Raw genomic sequence first — 22055 nt, forward strand, 5'->3', positions numbered from 1 at the left:
GGCGATGGCCGAGAACGACCTGATCGAGGCGCTGCGGACGTCGGTCAAGGACAACGCGCAGCTCCGCCGGGAGAACACCGCGCTGCGCGCCGCGGCGAACGAGCCGCTCGCCGTCGTCGGCATGGCCTGCCGACTGCCGGGCGGCGTCACCTCACCGGAAGAGCTGTGGCAGCTCGTCGCGGACGGCCGCGACGCGATCGGCGACTTCCCCACCGACCGCGGCTGGGACGTGGCCGCGCTGCACGCCGCCGCCGAGTCCGCCACCGGGCGGGCCGGCGCACTCGCGGGCGCCGCCGACTTCGATGCCGCGTTCTTCGGCATCAGCCCGCGCGAGGCCACCGCACTCGATCCGCAGCAGCGGATCCTCCTCGAAATCGCCTGGGAAGCGCTCGAACACGCCGGCATCGTGCCGGACACCCTGCGCGGCAGCGACACCGGCGTCTTCGTCGGCGGCTTCTACTATGGCTACGGCACGGGCGCGGACCTGGGCGGATTCGGCGCCTACAGCACCCAGCCCGCGGTGCTCGCCGGACGGCTGTCGTACTTCTTCGGCATGGAGGGCCCGGCGGTCACGGTCGACACGGCGTGTTCGTCGTCGCTGGTCGCGCTGCACCAGGCCGGACAGGCGCTGCGTACCGGGGAGTGCTCGCTGGCGCTGGTCGGTGGTGTCACGGTGATGGCATCACCACAGACCTTCGTGGAGTTCTCCCGACAGGGCGGCGTCGCGCCGGACGGACGGTGCAAGGCGTTCGCCGACGCGGCGGACGGCACCGGTTTCGCCGAGGGGGCCGGCGTCCTCGTCGTCGAAAAGCTCTCCGACGCCGAGCGCAACGGACACACCGTCCTCGCGGTCGTCCGCTCCTCCGCCGTCAACCAGGACGGCGCCTCCAACGGCATCTCCGCCCCCAACGGCCCCTCCCAGCAGCGCGTCATCCGCCAGGCCCTCGACAAGGCGGGGCTCGCCCCCGCCGACGTGGACGTGGTGGAGGCGCACGGGACGGGGACGACGCTGGGCGATCCCATCGAGGCGCACGCGATTCTGGCGACGTACGGGCAGGAGCGTGAGGTTCCGCTGCTGCTGGGTTCGTTGAAGTCGAACATCGGTCATGCGCAGGCGGCTGCGGGTGTCGCCGGTGTCATCAAGATGGTCATGGCGATGCGCCACGGCATCGCGCCGAAGACGCTGCATGTGGACGAGCCGTCGTCGCATGTGGACTGGACCGAGGGCGCGGTGGAACTGCTCACCGAGGCGCGGGCGTGGCCCGACGCGGGACGTCCGCGCCGGGCTGGTGTCTCCGCTTTCGGGGTGAGCGGTACGAACGCGCACGTGATCCTTGAGGGTGTTCCCGAGCCGTCGCGTGTGGAGTCGGCTGTCGATGGGTTGGTGCCGTTGCCGGTGTCGGCTCGTGGTGAGGTGAGTCTGCGGGGGCAGGTGGAGCGGCTGGAGGGGTATCTGCGCGGGGGTGGTGTGGATGTGGCCGCGGTCGCGCAGGGGTTGGTGCGTGAGCGTGCTGTCTTCGGTCACCGTGCGGTGCTGTTGGGTGATGCCCGGGTGATGGGTGTGGCGGTGGATCAGCCGCGTACGGTGTTCGTCTTCCCCGGGCAGGGTGCTCAGTGGGTGGGCATGGGTGTGGAGTTGATGGACCGTTCTGCGGTGTTCGCGGCTCGTATGGAGGAGTGTGCGCGGGCGTTGTTGCCGCACACGGGCTGGGATGTGCGGGAGATGTTGTCGCGGTCGGATGTGGCGGAGCGGGTGGAGGTGGTCCAGCCGGCCAGCTGGGCGGTGGCGGTGAGCCTGGCCGCGCTGTGGCAGGCGCATGGGGTCGTGCCGGACGCGGTGGTCGGACACTCCCAGGGGGAGATCGCGGCGGCGTGTGTGGCCGGGGCCCTCAGCCTTGAGGACGCGGCCCGTGTGGTGGCGTTGCGCAGTCAGGTCATCGCGGCGCGACTGGCCGGGCGGGGGGCGATGGCTTCGGTGGCATTGCCGGCCGGTGAAGTGGGTCTGGTCGAGGGCGTGTGGATCGCGGCGCGTAATGGTCCGTCTTCGACGGTGGTGGCGGGTGAGCCGTCGGCGGTGGAGGACGTGGTGGCGCGGTATGAGGCCGATGGGGTGCGGGTGCGTCGTATCGCGGTCGACTACGCCTCCCACACGCCTCATGTGGAGGCTATCGAGGACGAACTGGCCGAGGTGCTGGAGGGGATTTCCGGTGGGGCCGGGTCGGTGGCGTGGTGGTCCACGGTGGACAGCGCCTGGGTGACGGAGCCGGTGGATGAGGGGTACTGGTACCGGAATCTGCGTCGTCCGGTGGCGCTGGATGCGGCGGTGGCGGAGCTGGACGGGTCGGTGTTCGTGGAGTGCAGCGCCCATCCGGTGCTGCTGCCGGCGATGGAACAGGCCCACACGGTGGCGTCGTTGCGCACCGGTGACGGCGGCTGGGAGCGGTGGCTGGGGGCGTTGGCACAGGCGTGGACCCTGGGCGCGGCAGTGGACTGGGACACGGTGGTCGAACCGGTGCCGGGACGGCTGCTCGATCTGCCCACCTACGCCTTTGAGCACAGGCGCTACTGGCTGGAGGCAGCCGGTGCCACCGACCTGTCCGCGGCCGGGCTGACCGGGGCGGCGCATCCGATGCTGGCCGCCATCACGGCACTGCCCGCCGACGACGGTGGTGGTGTTGTTCTCACTGGCCGGATCTCGTTGCGTACGCATCCCTGGCTGGCTGATCACGCGGTGCGAGGCACGGTTCTGCTGCCGGGTACGGCGTTTGTGGAGCTGGTCATCCGGGCCGGTGACGAGACCGGTTGCGGGGTGGTGGATGAACTGGTCATCGAATCTCCGCTCGTGGTGCCGGTGACCGCAGCGGTGGATGTGTCGGTGACGGTGGAAGGGGCCGATGAGGCCGGACGGCGGCCGGTGACCGTCCACGCCCGCACCGAAGGCACGGACAGCTGGACCCGGCACGCCAGCGGCACCCTCGGCCGGACCGGAAGCGTCGCGGCGGGCCCCCCGACCGCATGGCCGCCGCCGGGCGCGCGACGCGTCGACGTGACCGCGTTCTACGAGCGGCTTGCCGAGACCGGCTACAGCTACGGCCCAGCGTTCCAAGGACTGCGCACCGCCTGGCGCGACGGCGAAACCCTGTACGCCGAGGTGGAGATCCCCGGGGAACAGGCGGACGACACCTCGCGCTACGGCGTCCACCCGGCGCTGTTCGACGCGGCCCTGCACGTCACCTGCCTGCCGCTGCTCGCGGAACAGGACGCGGAGGTGCGGCTGCCGTTCTCGTGGAGCGGCGTGCGGTTCCACACGACCGGGGCCACCACGCTGCGCGTCACGATCACCCAGGGCCCGGACGGCGCTGCCGTGCATGCGACGGACCCGATCGGCCAACCGGTGGTGACCGTCGCCGCGCTGACCGCACGACCGGTGAACGTCGACGGCGACGCCGCCGTCGTCCGGAACTCCCTGTACGGCCTCTCCTGGGCCGAGCTGCCCACTCCCGGGCCCGGTCCCGCGGACGCGGTCCACATCGTCTCCGCGCTCCCGGAACCGGGCGCGGACGTCCTCGACGAGACGTACCGGCTCACCGAGTTCGTGCTCGGCGAGCTGCACCGGGTGATCGCAGAGGACGGTCCTGCGGAGACCACCCTCGTCGTCCGGATCGACGCGGGACCGGTCGGAGGAGCGGTCGCCGGCCTCGTCCGGTCCGCCCAGGCCGAGCACCCAGGCCGGTTCGTGCTGGTGGAGACCGGCACCGACACCCCCATCGAAGCGCTGGCCGCCGCCACGACACTGGCCGAGCCGTACGTCCGCGTCACCGATGGCCGGTACGAAGCGCCGCGGTTCACCCGCACGGCCGCCGCGGAAACGCCCGAACCGCTGCTCGACCCGGACGGCACGGTGGTCATCACCGGCGGCTCGGGTGTGCTGGCAGGTCTCCTCGCCCGGCATCTCGTCGCCGAGCACGGCGCCCGCCACCTCCTGTTGCTGTCGCGCAGCGAACCGCCGGCGGACACTCCCGGTGTCCACATCCGCTGTGACGTCGCCGACCGGGACCAGCTCGCCGCCGCGCTCGGCGCCGCCCGCAGGCCGCTCACGGCGGTCTTCCACACGGCGGCCGTGCTCGACGACGGCGTGACCACGGCACTCACCCCCGAGCGGCTCGCCACCACACTGCGCCCCAAAGCCGACGGCGCCTGGCACCTGCACGAGCTGACCCGGGACGCGGACCTGCGCTCGTTCGTCCTCTACTCGTCCGTCGCGGGCATCATGGGGGGCCGCGGCCAGGGCAACTACTCGGCGGCGAACGGGTTCCTCGACGGACTCGCGACGCTGCGCCATGCCGAAGGGTTGCCCGCGCTGTCGCTGGCCTGGGGCCTCTGGGCCGATGACAGCGGACTCACCGGCAGCATGAGCGGCACCAACCGCACCCGTGTCCGCCGCGGCGGTTTCCGCCCCATGTCGGCCGGTGTGGGCATGCGCCTGCTGGAAGCCGCGGCCGGAACCGGCACCGCGTTCGCCGTGGCGGCCACGATGGACCTCACCGCGCACACATCGCCGCTCCTCGCCGGTCTGCGCCGCGCCGTATCGCGCCCGGCGGCGGCCACCGCCGTTCCGCTCGCCGACCGGCTCGGCACCATGTCCGGCGCTGAGCGGGACACCGTGCTGCTGGCACTGGTCCGCGACAACGCGGCGGCGGTGCTCGGCTACGCGGACGCCGCGGACGTGTCCGCGGACGCGGCCTTCAAGGAACTGGGTATCGACTCGCTGACCGCCGTCGATCTGCGGAACCGACTCGCCGCGGCGACCGGCGTCCGACTGCCCGCCACGCTTGTCTTCGACTACCCGACGCCGCGGGCCATCGCGTCGCGGTTGGACGAGGCTCTGGTCGGTGGTGCCGCAGCGGTCGCTGTTCCCACAGCCGCCGCGACCCGTGACGAACCGCTGGCCATCGTAGGCATGGCCTGCCGACTGCCGGGCGGCGTCACCTCGCCCGACGACCTGTGGCGCATGGTGGACAGTGGCGGCGACGCGGTCACCGGCTTCCCGGCCGACCGTGACTGGGACCCGTCCGGCCTCACCGGCGGATCGGACACGGACCGCGGCGGCTTCCTCTCCGACGCCGCCGGCTTCGATGCCGCGTTCTTCGGCATCAGCCCCCGTGAGGCACGGGCCATGGACCCCCAGCAGCGGATCCTGCTGGAAACGACGTGGGAGGCGTTCGAGAGCGCGGGCATCGTGCCGGGCACACTGCGCGGCAGCGACACCGGCGTGTTCATGGGCGCCTTCTCGTACGGGTACGGAGTCGGCGCGGACCTGGACGGGTTCGGCTCGATCGGCATGCAGCCCAGCGTGCTCACCGGCCGGATCTCGTACTTCTACGGGCTCCAGGGACCGGCGTTCACGGTGGACACGGCGTGCTCGTCGTCGCTGGTCGCGCTGCACCAGGCCGGGCACGCCCTGCGCCACGGGGAGTGCTCGCTGGCGCTGGTCGGCGGTGTCACCGTCATGGCGACCCCGACCGGGTTCGTGGAATTCCAGCAGCAGGGCGGACTCTCCCCCGACGGCCGCTGCCGCGCGTTCGCGGACTCCGCCAACGGCACCGGCTGGGCGGAAGGCGCCGGCGTTCTTGTGCTGGAGCGGCTCTCCGACGCCGAGCGCAACGGACACACCGTCCTCGCGGTCGTCCGCGGCTCGGCGGTGAACCAGGACGGCGCCTCCAACGGACTGTCCGCCCCCAACGGCCCGTCCCAGCAGCGTGTCATCCAGCAGGCGTTGGTGAACGCCGGACTGCGCGCCGCCGATGTGGACGTGGTGGAGGCGCACGGGACGGGGACGACGCTGGGCGATCCCATCGAGGCGCAGGCCATTCTGGCGACGTACGGGCAGGAGCGTGAGGTTCCGCTGCTGCTGGGTTCGTTGAAGTCGAACATCGGTCATGCGCAGGCGGCTGCGGGTGTCGCCGGTGTCATCAAGATGGTCATGGCGATGCGCCACGGCATCGCGCCGAAGACACTGCATGTGGACGAGCCGTCGTCCCATGTGGACTGGTCGGCCGGTGCGGTGGAACTGCTCACCGAGGCCAGGCCGTGGCCCGAGTCGGATCGGGCACCGCTCGCGGGTGTGTCGTCGTTCGGGGTGAGCGGTACGAACGCGCACGTGATCCTTGAGGGTGTTCCCGGGCCGTCGCCTGTGGAGTCGGGTGGTGACGGGTTGGTGCCGTTGCCGTTGCCGGTTTCGGCTCGGAGTGAGGTGAGTCTGCGGGGGCAGGTGGAGCGGCTGGAGGGGTATCTGCGCGGGAGTGGTGTGGATGTGGCCGCGGTCGCGCAGGGGCTGGTGCGTGAGCGTGCTGTCTTCGGTCACCGTGCGGTGCTGCTGGGCGATGCCCGGGTGACGGGCGTGGCGGTGGACCAGCCGCGCACCGTGTTCGTCTTCCCCGGCCAGGGCGCCCAGTGGGTCGGCATGGGCGTGGAACTCATGGCCCGCTCCGCGGTGTTCGCCGCGCGTATGGAGGAGTGTGCGCAGGCGTTGCTGCCCCACACGGGCTGGGATGTGCGGGAGATGCTGTCACGGCCGGATGCGGCGGAGCGGGTGGAGGTGCTCCAGCCGGCCAGCTGGGCGGTCGCGGTCAGCCTGGCCGCACTGTGGCAGGCCCACGGGGTCGTACCCGACGCGGTGATCGGACACTCCCAGGGCGAGATCGCGGCGGCGTGCGTGGCCGGAGCCCTCAGCCTTGAGGACGCCGCCCGTGTGGTGGCGTTGCGCAGTCAGGTGATCGCGGCGCGGCTCGCCGGGCGGGGAGCGATGGCTTCGGTGGCATTGCCGGCCGCTGAGGTGGACCTGGTCGAGGGCGTGTGGATCGCGGCGCGTAACGGCCCGGCCTCGACCGTCGTGGCCGGCGAGCCGTCCGCGGTGGAGGACGTGGTGATGCGGTACGAGGCCGAAGGCGTGCGGGTGCGTCGTATCGCGGTCGACTACGCCTCCCACACGCCTCACGTGGAAGCCATCGAGGACGAGTTGGCCGAGGTACTGAAGGGAATTTCCGGCGGGACCGGGTCGGTGGCGTGGTGGTCGACCGTGGACAGCGCCTGGGTGACCGGGCCGGTGGATGAGGGCTACTGGTACCGGAACCTGCGTCGCCCCGTCGCGCTGGACGCGGCGGTGGCGGAGCTGGACGGGTCGGTGTTCGTGGAATGCAGCGCCCATCCGGTGCTGCTGCCGGCGATGGAACAGGCCCACACGGTGGCGTCGTTGCGTACCGGTGACGGCGGCTGGGAGCGGTGGCTGACGGCGTTGGCACAGGCGTGGACCCTGGGCGCGGCAGTGGACTGGGACACGGTGGTCGAACCGGTGCCGGGGCGGCTGCTCGATCTGCCCACTTACGCCTTTGAGCACCGGCGGTACTGGCTGGAGGCGGCCGGTGCCACCGACCTGTCCGCGGCGGGGCTGACGGGTGCGGCACATCCGATGCTGGCCGCCGTCACGGCACTGCCCGCCGACGACGGTGGTGGTGTTGTTCTCACCGGCCGGATCTCGTTGCGCACCCACCCCTGGCTGGCTGATCACGCGGTGCGAGGCACGGTCCTGCTGCCGGGCACGGCCTTTGTGGAGCTGGCCATCCGGGCCGGTGACGAGACCGGTTGCGGGGTAGTGGATGAACTGGTCATCGAATCCCCCCTCGTGGTGCCGGTGACCGGGGCCGTGGATGTGTCGGTGACCGTGGAAGGGGCTGATGAGGCCGGACGGCGGCCGGTGACCGTCCACGCGCGCACCGAAGGCACCGACAGCTGGACCCGGCACGCCAGCGGCACCCTGACCCCCGACACCCCCGACACCCCCGACGCCTCCGGTGTTGTCGGTGCGGAGCCGTTCTCGCAGTGGCCTCCGGCCGCGGCCGTGGCCGTCGACGTCTCGGGGTTCTATGACGAACTGCGGGATGCCGGTTATGAGTACGGGTCGGCGTTCCAGGGGTTGCGGGCTGCCTGGCGTGATGGTGACACCGTGTATGCCGAGGTGGCGCTGGCCGACGAGCAGGCCGCCGAGGCGGATGGTTTCGGTGTGCATCCGGCACTGCTCGACGCGGCCCTGCACGCCGTCGCCCTCACCACGCCGGACGACAGCGCTGCGGGTCTGCCGTTCGCCTGGAAGGGGGCCCGGTTCGTCGCCACGGGCTCGGCCATGCTCCGAGCCGTGATCACTCGTGACGGCGACGAGCTGAGTCTGCGCGTCGCCGACTCCGCCGGCCAACTCGTCGCCGAGATCCGGACGGTCCGCACCCGCCCGCTGTCCCCACCCGTCGGCACCGGCCTGATGCGTCTCACCTGGATCGAGGTCGCCGCACCCACGGATGTCCCCGCGACCGACGTGGACGTCATCACGTTGCATACCGCTGATGGCGACGACCCGGTGGCCGAGACGCGTGCGCTCACCACCCGGCTGCTGACCGCCCTGACCGGCTCCGGAGGGGATCTGCTCGTGCACACCACCGCGGGCCTCGCCACCGGCGCGGCGGCCGGACTGCTGCGCGCCGCCCAGGCCGAGCAGCCCGGCCGGTTCGTCCACGTCGAGACCGAGTCCGGCGTCACGCTCGCCCCCGAGCAGCAGCGCATCGCCGTCGCACTCGGTGAGCCGCGTCTGCGGCTGCGCGGCGGCCGGTTCGAGGCGGCCCGCCTCACCCGGGTGCCGGAGCCGCTCACCGTGCCGGACAGCGACACGTGGCTGATCCGGCCGGCGCGGACGGGCACCCTCGACGGCCTCACCGCGGCCGACTCGGCGGAGCCCCGGCGCCCCCTCGCCCCGGCCGAGGTCCGGATCGGTGTGCGTGCGGCGGGCCTCAACTTCCGCGATGTGCTGATCGCGCTCGGCACCTACCCCGGTCAGGGCGTGCTCGGCGGCGAGGCCGCGGGCATCGTCCTGGAGACCGGCGCCGACGTCTCCGGTCTGGCACCCGGCGACCGCGTCTTCGGCCTCGTCGGCACCGGCTTCGGCCCCACGGTCATCGCCGACCACCGGATGCTCGGCCGGATGCCGGACGGCTGGACGTTCCCGCAGGCGGCGTCCGTGATGACCGCGTTCGCGACCGCGTGGTACGGCCTGGTCGACCTCGCCGGGCTGCGCCCCGGCGAGAAGGTCCTGATCCACGCGGCCACCGGCGGTGTCGGTTCCGCCGCCCGGCAGATCGCGCGGTACCTGGGAGCGGAGGTGTACGCCACCACCAGCGCCGCGAAGCGCCATCTGGTGGACCTGGACGGAGCGCATCTGGCCGATTCCCGCAGCACCGCGTTCGCCGACGCGTTCCCGCCGGTCGACGTCGTACTCAACTCGCTCACCGGTGAACTCCTCGACGCGTCCGTCGGTCTGCTCGCGCCGGGCGGCCGGTTCATCGAGATGGGCAAGACCGACATCCGGCACGCCGTCCAGCAGCCGTTCGACCTGATGGAAGCGGGCCCCGACCGGCTCAAGGAGATCATCGCGGAGCTGCTCGGCCTGTTCGCGCGCGGTGTGCTGCACCCGCTGCCGGTGACGGTGCACGACATGCGGCAGGTCCGCGAGGCGCTGGCGACCATGAGCCGCGGCGAGCACACCGGCAAGATCGTCCTCACGGTCCCGCGGCCGCTGGACCCCGAGGGGGCCGTCGTCATCACCGGCGGCTCGGGCACCCTCGCCGGCATCCTCGCCCGCCACCTGGGCCACCCCCACACCTACCTGCTCTCCCGCACGCCACCCCCCGACACCACCCCCGGCACCCACCTCCCCTGCGACGTCGGCGACCCCCACCAACTGGCCGCCGCCCTCGGCCGCATCCCCCACCCCCTCACCGCCGTCTTCCACACCGCCGGAACCCTCGACGACGCCCTGCTCGACAACCTCACCCCCGACCGCATCGACACCGTCCTCAAACCCAAGGCCGACGCCGCCTGGCACCTGCACCGGCTCACCCGTGACACCGACCTCGCCGCGTTCGTCGTCTACTCGTCGGCGGCCGGTGTGCTGGGCACCCCCGGTCAGGGCAACTACGCGGCGGCGAACGCGTTCCTCGACGCGCTCGCCGAACACCGCCGTACGCAAGGGCTGCCAGGGCTGTCGATCGCGTGGGGGCTGTGGGACCAGGCGAGTGGCCTGACCGCGGACCTGACCGAAGCCGACCGGCGCCGTATGCGCAAGGGTGGGGCGAGCGCGCTCACCGCCGAACAGGGCATGCGCATGTACGACGCCGCCGTCCGCACCGGAACGGGCAGTGTCGTCGCCGTGGCGGGCGACCTGCCGCCGGACCTCCCGCTGCTGCGTGGCCGGCCCAAGCCGTCGGCCCGCCGGAGCGCCCGCAACGAGCAGGAACGCCCCACCGACCTGCTCGCCCTCGTCCGGCAGAAGGCAGCGGCCGTCCTGGGCCACGCCGACCCGGAGGAGATCCCGGAGGACGCGGCGTTCCGGGAACTCGGTGTGGACTCGCTCATCGCGGTGCAGCTGCGCAACGGCCTCAACGAGGCGACCGGTCTGCGACTGTCCGCCACGCTCGTCTTCGACTACCCGTCGCCGCGCGCACTCGCCGACCGCATCGGTGAACTGCTGTCCCCGGACGACCCGGTGACCGTGGTGCTCGCGCAGCTCGACCGGCTGGAAGCACTCGTCGCCGGTGTCGACCCGGGCGACCGCCAGGCGGACGCGATCGGAACCCGGCTGGACGCCCTGCTCAACCGCTGGCGGCGGGAGACCCGCCCGACCACGCCGGCCGGCGTGCTGTCCGCGGACGCGACCGCGGACGAGATTTTCGACCTCATCGACAGGGAGCTGCGATGAGAACGGAAGCCGCCCCGAGCGGCACCACCAAGACAGCTCCGGCCACGAAAGGGAGGTGACACATGCAGACCAGGGTCCTGCGCCAACGTGACATCAAGCGGATTCTCTCCGTGATCGGCCGCGACGTGATGATGGACCGGCTGATCAGCGAGCTGCACGACGGGTTCGCCGCGCTCGGCCGCGGCGAGTTCGCCGAGGCGCCGCCGCGTACCGGATTCGTCCGCGGCGGCGACATTCCCGGCGTCATCGAGTTCATGCCCTACCGGGTCCCCGGTGTCGGCGTGACCATGAAGACGGTTTCGTACAGTCCGCACAACTATCCGCGCTTCCGGCTGCCGACGATCGTCGGCACGATGTCGCGCCTCGACGACGACAGCGGCAGTCTGACCGCCCTCGCCGACGCGGGCGTGATCACCGCGATGCGGACCGGCGCGGTCGCGGCCGTCGCGAGCCGGCTGCTGGCCCGGTCCGACAGCGCCACGCTCACGCTGATCGGCGCGGGCGCACAGGCGGTGACCCAGGCGCACGCGCTCAGCAGGGTCCTGCCCATCGAGCGGATCCTGGTCAGCGACACCGACCCCGGCCACGCGGCGTCGTTCGCGGACCGCGTCGCGTTCCTCGGACTGCCGGTCAAGGTGACCGATCCGGCGGAGGCCGCCGCCGCCGCGGACGTCCTGTCCACCGTCACCTCGGTGCCCTCGGGCAAAGGGCCGGTGCTGCCCGCCGAGCCACGGCTGCCGCACCTGCATGTGAACGCCATCGGCGCCGACGAGCCGGGCAAGACCGAACTGCCGAAGGCCCTGCTCGACGACGCGTTCATCTGCGTCGACCATCCGGGGCAGGCCCGCGCCGAGGGCGAGTACCAGCAACTGCCGGACCGCGAGCTCGGCCCGTCGCTGGCGGCCCTGTGCGCGGCACCGGACAGCGCGGCGGACCACCGGGACAGCCTGAGCGTCCTCGACTCGACGGGCAGCGCGTTCGCCGACCACATCGCGTTCGACGTGCTGCTCGGCTTCGCCGACGAACTCGGCCTCGGCCGCAAGGACGCGATCGGATCGACCCCGGAAGACGTCCTCGACCCGTACTCGCTGCCATGGTGACCCCGGAGGGAGGAAACAGCGTGGACCACCAGCTGATCGTGCTCGGCGCGGGAGTGATGGGCACCGGCATCACCACGCTCGCGCTGCGCCACGGCGTCCCCGTGACACTCGTCGACACGTCCGAGGAGATCCTTACGGCGGCGCGGGCGCGGATCGCCACCGAACTGCGGACGGCACAGCTCGTGGCCGGGCCCGCCGAGGCCGACCCCGGTGTGCTGCGGACGGCCACGTCCGCGCTGCCCGCGATCGGTACGGCCACCGCGGTGATCGAGGCCGTCGTCGAGGACGCCGAGGTCAAGGCGGAGGTACTCGCCACGGTCTCGGCAGCGGCGCCCGGTATCCCGGTCATCACGAACACGTCGTCGATCCCGGTTGACGAACTGGCCGACTCCGTGGCCCGGCCCGAGGACCTGCTCGGCACGCACTTCATGAACCCGTCGTACCTGATCCCGACGGTCGAGGTGATCCGCGGACCCCGGACCGGTGAGAAGGCCATGGCCGCCGCCGGGGACCTGCTCGCGGCGCTGCGGCGCAAGCCGATCGTCGTCCGGGACGCGCCCGGCTTCGTCACGAGCCGGCTGCTCCACCCGATGATCAACGACGCGGCGCGGATCGTGCAGGAGGGCACCGCGTCCGTCGAGGACGTCGACGCGCTCATGACGGGGTGCCTCGGCCATCCGACCGGGCCGCTGCGCACCGCGGACCTGATCGGCATCGACAACCTCGTCGACGCGCTGTGGGTGCTGCACAAACGCACCGGCGACGAGCGCAGCCGCCCCTGTGACCTGCTGCTGGGCAAGGTCCGCGAGGGACACCACGGCCGGAAGACCGGCCGGGGCTTCTACGAATACGAGAAGGTGTTCTCATGACCGCACCCGTCAAGGACGACCCCGTCGCGCACGCGTTGGTCGCGTTCCTCAAGACGAAGACCAGGTCGGACTGGCCCGTGGACCGCGACCTGTTCGCGGAGGGCGGCCTCACGTCGCTGTTCGCGATGGAACTGGTCGTGTACCTGGAGAAGACGTTCGACGTCACGATCGCCGGCCCGGACCTCCAGCTCGCGAACTTCCGTACCGTCGAGTCCATGGTCGCACTCGTCCACCGGCTGCGGGCCGTCGATGCCTGAGCGTGACGCGCTGCTGACCGACCTTGTCGGTGACCGGGCCGCCGAGTGGGACACGTCCGGCGAACTGCCGCGCGACCTGCTCGTCCGGCTCGGCGCCGACGGCCTGCTCTGCGCCGAAGTGGCGGCCGAGTACGGTGGTTTGGGACTCGGCAGCCGGGAGAACGGCGAGTTCACCGCACACGTCGGCAGCCTCTGCAGCTCGCTGCGCAGTGTCATGACGTCGCAGGGCATGGCCGCGTGGACCGTGCAGCGGCTCGGCGACGCCGGTCAGCGGGCGACCTTCCTGAAGGAGCTGACCAGCGGGAAACTCGCGGCCGTCGGCTTCAGCGAGCGGCAGGCGGGCAGCGATCTGTCGGCGATGCGGACGCGGGTTCGGCTCGACGGGGACACCGCTGTCGTCGACGGCCACAAGGTCTGGACGACTGCCGCCGCCTACGCGGACCACCTGGTCGTCTTCGGTCTCCAGGAGGATGGTTCCGGCGCGGTGGTGGTCGTGCCCGCCGACACCCCCGGCGTACGCGTCGAGCGCGTCCCGAAGCCGTCCGGCTGCCGCGCCGCCGGCCACGCCGATCTGCACCTGGACCAGGTGCGTGTGCCGGCCGGCGCGGTCCTGGCCGGCTCCGGCGCGTCACTGCCGATGCTGGTCGCGGCGTCACTCGCCTACGGGCGCAAGTCGGTCGCCTGGGGCTGCGTCGGGATCCTGCGGGCCTGCCGCACCGCCGCGGTGGCCCACGCCCGGACCCGGGAGCAGTTCGGCCGGCCGCTCGGCGACCACCAACTCGTCGCCGGGCACATCGCCGACCTGTGGACCGCGGAGCAGATCGCGGCCCGCGTGTGCGAGTACGCCAGCGACCACTGGGACGAGGGCTCGCCCGAGATGGTGCCCGCGACGATCCTGGCCAAGCACGTCGCCGCCGAACGAGCCGCCGCCGGGGCCGCGACCGCCGCACAGGTGCTCGCGTCGGCGGGCGCGAGAGAGGGGCACGTCGTCGAACGGGCGTACCGCGACGCCAAGCTCATGGAGATCATCGAGGGCAGCAGCGAGATGTGCCGGGTGATGCTGGCCCAGCACGCGCTGGCGCTCCCGGCTTGAGAGGACAGCCATGACCATTGTCAAGTGTCTGGTCTGGGACCTGGACAACACCTTGTGGCGGGGCACCGTGCTGGAGGACGACGAGGTGGTCCTCACCGACGAGATCCGCGAGGTGATCACCACGCTCGACGACCGCGGCATCCTCCAGGCGGTGGCGAGCAAGAACGACCACGACCTCGCGTGGGAGCGTCTGGAACGCCTCGGTGTGGCCGAGTACTTCGTGCTGCCCCGCATCGGATGGGGGCCGAAGTCGCAGTCCGTCCGCGAGATCGCCACGGAGCTGAACTTCGCACTGAACACGATCGCGTTCATCGACGACCAGCCCGCCGAGCGTGCCGAGGTGGCGTTCCACCTGCCCGAGGTGCGGTGCTACCCGGCCGAGCAGGCGGCCACGCTCCTGTCGCTGCCGGAGTTCAGCCCGCCGGTGTCCACGGTCGACTCGCGTCGGCGCCGCCTGATGTACCAGGCGGGTTTCGCGCGCGACCAGGCCCGGGAGGCGTACTCCGGTCCCGACGAGGACTTCCTGCGCTCACTCGACCTCTCCATGACGATCGCACCCGCGGGGGAGGAGGAACTCAGCCGCGTCGAGGAACTGACGCTGCGGACCAGCCAGATGAACGCGACCGGCGTGCACTACTCCGACGCCGACCTGCGCGCGTTGCTCACCGACCCCGCCCATGAGGTCCTCGTCGTCACCATGGGCGACCGCTTCGGCCCGCACGGCGCCGTCGGCATCATCCTGCTGGAGAAGAAGCCGTCGACGTGGCACCTGAAACTGCTCGCCACGTCCTGCCGGGTCGTGTCGTTCGGTGCCGGCGCGACGATCCTGAACTGGCTCACGGACCAGGGCGCCCGCGCGGGGGCGCACCTGGTGGCGGACTTCCGGCGTACGGACCGCAACCGCATGATGGAGATCGCCTACCGGTTCGCGGGCTTCGCGGACTCCGATTGCCCCTGCGTGTCCGAGGTGGCGGGCGCTTCCGCCGCCGGCGTCGAACGCCTGCATCTGGAGCCCTCCCCGAGGCCCGCGCCGACGACGCTGACGCTGACCGCCGCCGACATCGCCCCGGTCACCGTTTCCGCAGCAGGGTGACGCCGTCGGCCGTCGTCAGCATCGCCAGGTCCACCCGGTCGTCGTCGCGCAGTGCCGCGTTGAGTTCGCGTACCGCGACCGTGTCCGGGTCCTGCACCGCTTCGTCGGCCACCCGGCCGAAGAACAGCGTGTTGTCGACGACGATCAGCCCGCCGCGGCGTACCAGCGGCAGCGCCGCCTCGTAGTAGGCCGGGTAGCCGGCCTTGTCGGCGTCGATGAACACCATGTCGAACGACTCCGGCCCCGCGCCCGCCTCGTCGAGCAGTCCGGTGAGGACGGTCCGGGCGTCGCCGATCCGGACGTCGATCCGGTCGGCAACCCCGGCCTCCTCCCAGTACCGCTCGCCCACCTCGGGCCACTTCGGCATGACATCGCACGTCACCACACGGCCCCCGGGCGCCAATCCGCGGGCCAGGCAGAGCGTGCTGTAGCCGGTGTACGTCCCGATCTCCAGCACCTGACGCGCGCCGGTCAACCGCACCAGGAACTCGAGGAACTGTCCCTCCTCGGCCTGCACCGGCAGTACGCCACCGCCCGGCAGCTCGGCCGTCTGCGCGCGCAGCCGGCTCAGCACCTCGTCATCGCGCAGGGACACCTTCCGTACGTAAGCGAGCAGCGTGTCGGACAGGGTTATCTGATTAGCCATGCCCGACATGCTAGGCGTACTGCCCGCCCGGCACGTGGACTTGACGCCACGTCAGCGACGCAGCACGGGAAACGGGCTCCAGGGGATTCCCCCTCCGCTGCGCTCACGCCACCACGAAGGCCGCCCAGGCGGCCGCGGGAGCCAGTGCGCACACTCCGGCGCCCCACCACAGCAACCCCTGGTACACGCCGGGCCGCAGCCGCTCGGGAGCGTTGGCCACCACCAGAGCACCATTGGTGGAGAAGGGACTCGCGTCCACCACGGTCGCCGCGGCCGCCAGGGCCATCACCATGCCGGTCGTCCCGATGGCACCGGACTTCAGGAACGGCTCGGACAGCGGCATCAGGGCACCGAGGATCCCGGTGGTCGAGGCGAAGGCCGAGACGACACCGCCCACGTAGCAGATCACCAGGGCGGCCAGCAGCGGGGTGCCGATCGCCGCGATCATCTTCCCCAGGGAGTCCACGATGCCCAGCTCCTGGAGCAGGGCGACGTAGGTCACGATCCCGCACACCAGCAGCACCACGGGCCAGGCGATCTCCTTGGTGGCCTGCTGGGAGGTGCGGGGGAAGAGCAGCGCCAGCAACGCCGCCAAGGTGAGGGCCAGGAAGCCGGTGTCCAGGGAGAGGACCGTGGTTCCCAGCACCAGCGCGACCATCGCGGTCAGCGTCATCACGTGTTCGGCGCCGGGGCGGGAAGCCGGGTCCACTTCCGTGGGATCGGTGTCCTCGTCCAGGTCATGTGGTTCGAGACGCCTGCGCCCGAGGACGAGCCATGACACCGCGGCGACCGCCAGGTTGAAGGCGAAGGTGCCTGCGAAGAGCAGCCCGCCGCTGACGGGCAGATGGTTCTTCTCCAGTGCCGAGTGGACGATGCCGCCCAGGATTCCGGAGGGGGCGAAACTGCCGGCTGCGGCCCCGTTCACCGCCATCAGTCCGGCGTACAGCGGATCGATGCGGTGCCTGACGGCGAACGCGACGCCGATCGGCGCCACGATCGCCACCGCCGCGGGCGAGGCCGCGCCTGTCGCGCAGAGCAGTGCCGCCAGGCCGAAGAGCACCCAGGGGACGGCTCCCACCCGGGCACCCACCGCCCGCACCGCGACACGTACCAGCCAGTCCACCGTGCCGTTGACGCGGGCGATCCCGAAGAGGAACGTGACGGCCACCAGCACCAGGAACATGCTCGCGGGGAAACCCGCCAGCACCTCGTCCGGCGTTCGGTCGAGCGCGACCACCCCGAGCAGAAAGGTGGCGACCAGCGCGAGCAGGCCCATGTTCAGCCCCCGTACCCCGGCGAGCAGGAACACAGCGGCCAGGATCAGGACTCCGGTGAGTTCATTCGGCATGGCCGGCCTCTTCGCGGTCGGCGCTGTGGGGCGTGTCCAGCCACGCCAGGACGGACTCGGTATGCTCGCCCAGCTCCGGGACCCGGCCCAGCCGCCGCGGGTGCTCGCCGTGGAAGGTGACCGGGGGGATCAGGCCCTCCAGCGCACCGACCGGGCTGTCGAACGGAGCCCAGCGTCCACGGTCACGCAGTTGGGGGTGTTCGCTGAACTCCCGCACGGTGCGCTGGCGTGCGTAGGCGATCGACGCCTCCTCCAGCCGCGCCACCAGTTCCTCGCCGGTCAGCGTGCCCGTCACCTCGCTCACCAGGGCGTCGAGCTCGGTGCGGTGCGCCACCCGGTCGGCGTTGCCGGAAAAGCGCGGGTCGTCGCAGAGACCGGGGCGCTGTAGCACGACACCGCAGAAGGAAGCCCACTCCCGCTCGTTCTGGAGCCCGAGATTGATCGTCTGCCCGTCGCGCGTGGTGAACGGGCCGTAGGGGGCGATCGTCGCGTGGCTGGCGCCGGCGCGGGCCGGAGCGGTGCCGCCGTAGCGCGTGTAGTACTCGGCGTATCCCATCCATTCACCGAGGGCTTCGAGCATCGAGACCTCCAACTGCGAGCCCCGGCCGGTGCGGGCCCGCTTCAGCAGGGCCGTGAGGATGCCGGAGTACGCGTACATCCCCGCACAGATGTCCGCGATGGACAGGCCCACCTTGGACGGGGTCTCGGGGGTGCCGGTGATGGAGACCAGCCCCGCTTCGCACTGGACCAGGAGGTCGTACGCCTTGCGGTCGCGGTAGCAGCCGGTACTGCCGTAGCCGGATATGTCGCAGGTGATCAGCCTCGGGTGGCTCCGCGCGAGGACCTGGTGGCCGATGCCCAGGCGGCCCGCGGCGCCGGGTGCCAGATTCTGCACCAGGACATCGGCCCGGTCCACCAAGGCGTGCAGTCGCCGGTTGCCCTCCGGCGAGCGCACATCGAGCTGGACGCTCTCCTTCCCCCGGTTCAGCCAGACGAAGTGGCTGGACATGCCACGCACCGTACGGTCGTAGCCGCGGGCGAGGTCGCCGCTGCCGGGGCGTTCGATCTTGATGACACGGGCGCCCAGGTCCGCCAGGTGGCGGGTGGCGAACGGAGCGGCGACGGCCTGCTCCAAAGAAACCACGAGCAGACCGGACAGGGGCCCGGCGGGGCGTTCCTGTTCAGGGCGAGGATGCGGCTCGGACATGGGGTCCCTCCCATGGGGTCCTGGTTGGTGAGGACTCACTGTGGGCCGCCGCCCGGCCACTGTGAAATGACGAAACCTCGCCAGGACCATGCCCGGTACGTATAGTCCCTGCATGGAGATACGGGAGTTGCAGTGGTTCACGGCCTTGGCCGAGCACGAGCATGTGACGATCACCGCGGAACGGCTCAACATCTCCCAGCCGACCCTGTCCAGGGCCATCCGGCGGCTGGAGCGACGAGTGGGCGTGCCGCTGTTCGACCGGCACCAGAACCGGCTCCGGCTCAACAAGTACGGCGAGGTCTTCCGCGCCCACGCCCTGCGCGCGATCAGTGAGGTCTCCGGCGCCGAGCAGCGCATCACCGCTCTGATCGACCCCGACACCGGCACCGTGGCACTGGGTTTCCTGCACTCCTACGGCACCTGGCTCGTGCCCGACCTCCTCGCCGGATATCGCCGGCTGGCTCCCGGCACCACCTTCGAACTGCGCGGCGACGCCGCCGACGCCGTGGTCGACGACGTCCGCAACAGCAGGCTGGACCTGGGACTGACCAGCCCACGACCCGCCGGGGACGATGTGGAGTGGACACCGCTGCGGGACGAGGCACTGTGCCTGCTCGTCCCACCCGGACACCGGCTGGCCAGACGCCGCCGGGTGCGGACCGCGGAGCTGGCCGATGAGGCGTTCGTGGCACTGGAGCCGGTCTTCGGACTGCGCCAGATCACCGACCGGCTGTGCGCCGCGGCCGGATTCATGCCGCGGGTCGTCCTGGAGAGCACCGAGCTGAGCACGCTGCGGGCCCTGGTCGCCGCCGGCCTCGGTGTGGCCGTCGCCCCTCTCACCGGCAGCCCGTCCGGCCCCGGTGACCACGCCGTCGCCGTGCCGCTCGACGACCCGCAGGCGCGGCGCACGGTCGGCGTGGTCACACTCGCCGGAGGACCACGCGCGCCAGTGGTGGCGAGGTTCTACGACTACGTACGGTCCAGGGCTCATGCGCCGCACGTATGAGCCCGGTGAAGGTTCGGCATTTCACAGCGGACCGGGGACTTCCCAGAATGAGCGCCATGACGACTGAGAACCCGGACCAGGACGCCACCCGCACCGCTGTGGTCGAGGGCTGGCAGGGCCGCTACTTCGAGGACTTCACCACCGGCGACGTGTACCGCCACCCCCTGGGCCGCACGGTCCTGGAGACCGACAACTCCTGGCTCACGCTCCTGACGCAGAACACCGCGCCGCTGCACTTCGACCGCCACTACTCGGCGGGCACCACCTGGGGCAAGCCGCTGGTGGACTCCACCTTCACCCTCGCCCTGGTCACCGGGCAGAGCGTCACCGACATCTCCCAGCATGTGATGGCCAACCTCGGCTGGGACCGGGTCAGGCTGCCGAACCCGGTCTTCGAGGGCGACACCATCTACTCGCAGTCCGAGGTCCTGAACACCCGGGAGTCCGCCAGCCGACCTGACGTAGGCATCATCAGCGTGCGCACCATCGGCTACAACCAGGACGGTGTCATCGTCATCACCTTCGAGCGGACACTGATGGTCTACCGCCGCGGACACGGGCCCCGGTTCGCCGCGGTGGAACCCGTCTGGGACGAGCGGTCCCGCAGGGCCGCGGGACTGCACTGACCGGCTCGGCCCTCCCGCCGGCCACGGTCTGCGTACTGCACTTGGGCGCGGCCGCCCCACGCGGCTGGCGTCCTCGGCCGCCATACCGCCCAGCCGGCCGACGCCCGGTCCGCCGACGCCCGGTCCGTCCAGGGCAGGCAAGGCCGACCGGCCGAGTCGGACACCATGACGCCCTACCCGTGTCGGGTGGGGCGTTCGTCGCGTCCGGGTATCAGATTCCGCAAGGCGACACAATCCGTCCGGGCGCACATCGCGCGGTGCGGGGTGTGGTGCTCCGGGCCATACCGTTGCGGGTTGAGCCACCCCTACGGTGCCGGGCACCGGGGCGCTCCCACTGATCGACGTCAGGGAGCCCTCCGTGTTCCCCCCCCCACGACATCGAGGGAGCCGCCATGCAGCCGCCGCCGTTCCGGGGAATCCTCACCCCGCTGTTCCCCCTCTCCTCCTCGCCGCCGGTCGGGTCGTTGTCGCGTCCGGGACGGCGGGGGGTGCTCACCCGTCTCGTGGCCGTCGTGGCCCTCGTACTCGGAGCGGCCCTGCTCGGCCCGGCGCCGACGGCCCACGCCGCGGCGGGCCTGACCAAGCCCGGTCTGACCAAGGCGGACCTGACCAAGGTCGCGGACTTCGGCACGAACCCGGGCCGGCTGAACATGTACGTCTACCGGCCCGCGTCCCTGCCCGCGGAGCCGGCGGTGGTGTTCGCCCTGCACGGTTGCACCCAGGACGCCCAGGGCTACGCCGACAACTCCGGCCTGCTCTCATTCGCGGACCGCTATGGCTTCCTGCTCGTGTTCGCCGAGACCACGTCGTCGAACAACGCGAACAGGTGCTTCAACTGGTTCCAGAGCAGCGACAACCGCAGGGGCCAGGGCGAAGCCGCGTCGATCCGGCAGATGGCCGCTCACACCGTCTCCGCCTACGGCGCGGACCCCCAGCGCACCTACATCACCGGGCTGTCCGCCGGCGGTGCCATGACGTCGGTGATGCTCGCCACCTATCCGGACGTCTTCCAGGCCGGCGCGGTCGTCGCCGGCCTGCCCTTCGGCTGTGCCACCGACGTCAGCAGCGCGTACCTGTGCATGAACCCCGGGACCGACCTGACCGCGGACCAGTGGGCGCGGCGGGTCCGTGACGGCTACCCTTCGTGGTCGGGCCCGTGGCCGCGCGTGGCCATCTGGCACGGCGACAAGGACACCACCGTCGCGCCGCGCAACGCCGACGAGTTGCGCGACCAGTGGACCGCTGTGCACGGCGTGTCCCAGACGCCGGACCGTACCTCGGTGATCGGCCCGAACTCCACCCGGCACGAGGAGTACCTGGCCGCGGACGGATCGGTGGCCGTGGAGGTGAACCGGGTGCCGGGCATCGGGCACGGCACCCCGGTCGATCCCGGCACCGGAGCGCAGCAGTGCGGCAGCACCGGCGCCGCCTACTTCCTGGACTCGATCTGTTCCAGCTACTGGATCACGCAGTTCTTCGGCCTGAGCGGATCCGCCTCCGACCCCGGTTCGCTGCCCGCTCCGTCCGGCCTGGCCGCCACCGGCGCCACCGACACCACCATCAGCCTGACCTGGAAACCCGTCGACGGCGCCACCGACTACGCCGTCCACCGCGACGGTGCCCAGATCACCACGTCCGCCACGACGTCGTACACGGACACCGGCCTGAGGGCGGGCACATCGCACACCTACGCGGTCGCCGCCCGGGACGCGGACGGCAAGGCCGGACCGCTCTCGGGCGCGGTCACCGCGCAGACGACCGGTGCCACGGCCGTCTGCTGGACCGCCGGCAACTACGCTCACGTCCAGGCGGGCCGCGCCACGACGAGCGCCGGTTACACCTATGCCAAGGGCTCCGGCCAGAACATGGGCCTGTACAACACCTTCGTCACGACCACCTTGAAAGAGTCGCCGACCGGCTACTTCACCGTCGCGAACGACACCTGTCCCTGACCCGGGGACCCGGAACCGGTGGCGGCCGCAGGCACCGCGCCGGAGCGCCCGCGGTCCCGC

Annotated in this window: 12 protein-coding genes; 9 read left to right on the plus strand and 3 right to left on the minus strand. The window is 71.6% G+C overall.

Annotated features, from left to right (window positions below; genetic code table 11):
- The first annotated feature begins 4 nt into the window (after positions 1–4).
- The 6 genes from fkbC to PS467_RS39475 all read left to right on the plus strand — a co-directional run bounded on the left by fkbC (position 5) and on the right by PS467_RS39475 (position 15210).
- Entirely contained in the window at positions 5–10798 is a 10794-nt protein-coding gene (gene fkbC / locus PS467_RS39450) for a tacrolimus type I polyketide synthase FkbC (protein ID WP_311039330.1), read from the plus strand.
- A gap of 62 nt (positions 10799–10860) precedes the next feature.
- On the plus strand, positions 10861–11898 hold the full coding sequence (locus PS467_RS39455) for an ornithine cyclodeaminase family protein (RefSeq protein WP_268976490.1): 1038 nt from the start codon (positions 10861–10863) through the stop codon (positions 11896–11898).
- Entirely contained in the window at positions 11892–12767 is an 876-nt protein-coding gene (locus tag PS467_RS39460) for a 3-hydroxyacyl-CoA dehydrogenase family protein (RefSeq protein ID WP_268976491.1), read from the plus strand. Before PS467_RS39455 ends, PS467_RS39460 begins: the two co-directional genes overlap by 7 nt.
- A complete protein-coding gene (locus PS467_RS39465) occupies positions 12764–13024 on the plus strand; it encodes an acyl carrier protein (RefSeq protein WP_311039331.1) in 261 nt (86 codons plus the stop codon). Before PS467_RS39460 ends, PS467_RS39465 begins: the two co-directional genes overlap by 4 nt.
- The gene (locus PS467_RS39470; RefSeq protein ID WP_311039332.1) at positions 13017–14117 is read left to right on the plus strand and encodes an acyl-CoA dehydrogenase family protein; all 1101 of its coding nucleotides are present in this window, start codon (positions 13017–13019) and stop codon (positions 14115–14117) included. The genes PS467_RS39465 and PS467_RS39470 overlap by 8 nt, the downstream gene beginning before the upstream one ends.
- 10 nt (positions 14118–14127) lie before the next feature.
- Entirely contained in the window at positions 14128–15210 is a 1083-nt protein-coding gene (locus PS467_RS39475) for an HAD-IIIC family phosphatase (RefSeq protein WP_311039333.1), read from the plus strand.
- Here PS467_RS39475 and PS467_RS39480 read toward each other — a convergent pair.
- The 3 genes from PS467_RS39480 to PS467_RS39490 all read right to left on the minus strand — a co-directional run bounded on the left by PS467_RS39480 (position 15188) and on the right by PS467_RS39490 (position 18411).
- Positions 15188–15856, minus strand: coding sequence for an O-methyltransferase (locus tag PS467_RS39480; RefSeq protein ID WP_311039334.1), 669 nt, complete (start codon positions 15854–15856; stop codon positions 15188–15190). The two genes, PS467_RS39475 and PS467_RS39480, sit on opposite strands and share 23 nt — an antisense overlap.
- 103 nt (positions 15857–15959) lie before the next feature.
- Positions 15960–17204 (minus strand): SLC13 family permease, encoded by a 1245-nt coding sequence (locus PS467_RS39485; protein ID WP_311039335.1) that lies wholly within the window; start codon positions 17202–17204, stop codon positions 15960–15962.
- Positions 17194–18411: a CaiB/BaiF CoA transferase family protein gene (locus tag PS467_RS39490; RefSeq protein ID WP_311039336.1), complete on the minus strand. Its 1218-nt coding sequence runs from the start codon at positions 18409–18411 to the stop codon at positions 17194–17196. Before PS467_RS39490 ends, PS467_RS39485 begins: the two co-directional genes overlap by 11 nt.
- 112 nt (positions 18412–18523) lie before the next feature.
- Between PS467_RS39490 and PS467_RS39495 the strand changes: the two genes are divergently transcribed.
- The 3 genes from PS467_RS39495 (at position 18524) to PS467_RS39505 (ending at position 21995) form a co-directional block, all read left to right on the plus strand.
- Positions 18524–19417, plus strand: coding sequence for a LysR family transcriptional regulator (locus PS467_RS39495; protein ID WP_268976498.1), 894 nt, complete (start codon positions 18524–18526; stop codon positions 19415–19417).
- Positions 19418–19473: 56 nt separating this feature from the next.
- Complete coding sequence (locus tag PS467_RS39500) at positions 19474–20043, plus strand: MaoC family dehydratase (RefSeq protein WP_268976499.1); 570 nt, start codon at positions 19474–19476, stop codon at positions 20041–20043.
- A gap of 392 nt (positions 20044–20435) precedes the next feature.
- Positions 20436–21995, plus strand: coding sequence for an extracellular catalytic domain type 1 short-chain-length polyhydroxyalkanoate depolymerase (locus PS467_RS39505; protein ID WP_311039337.1), 1560 nt, complete (start codon positions 20436–20438; stop codon positions 21993–21995).
- Positions 21996–22055: the final 60 nt, after the last annotated feature.

This window comes from Streptomyces luomodiensis (genome assembly GCF_031679605.1).
Lineage (GTDB): Bacteria > Actinomycetota > Actinomycetes > Streptomycetales > Streptomycetaceae > Streptomyces > Streptomyces luomodiensis.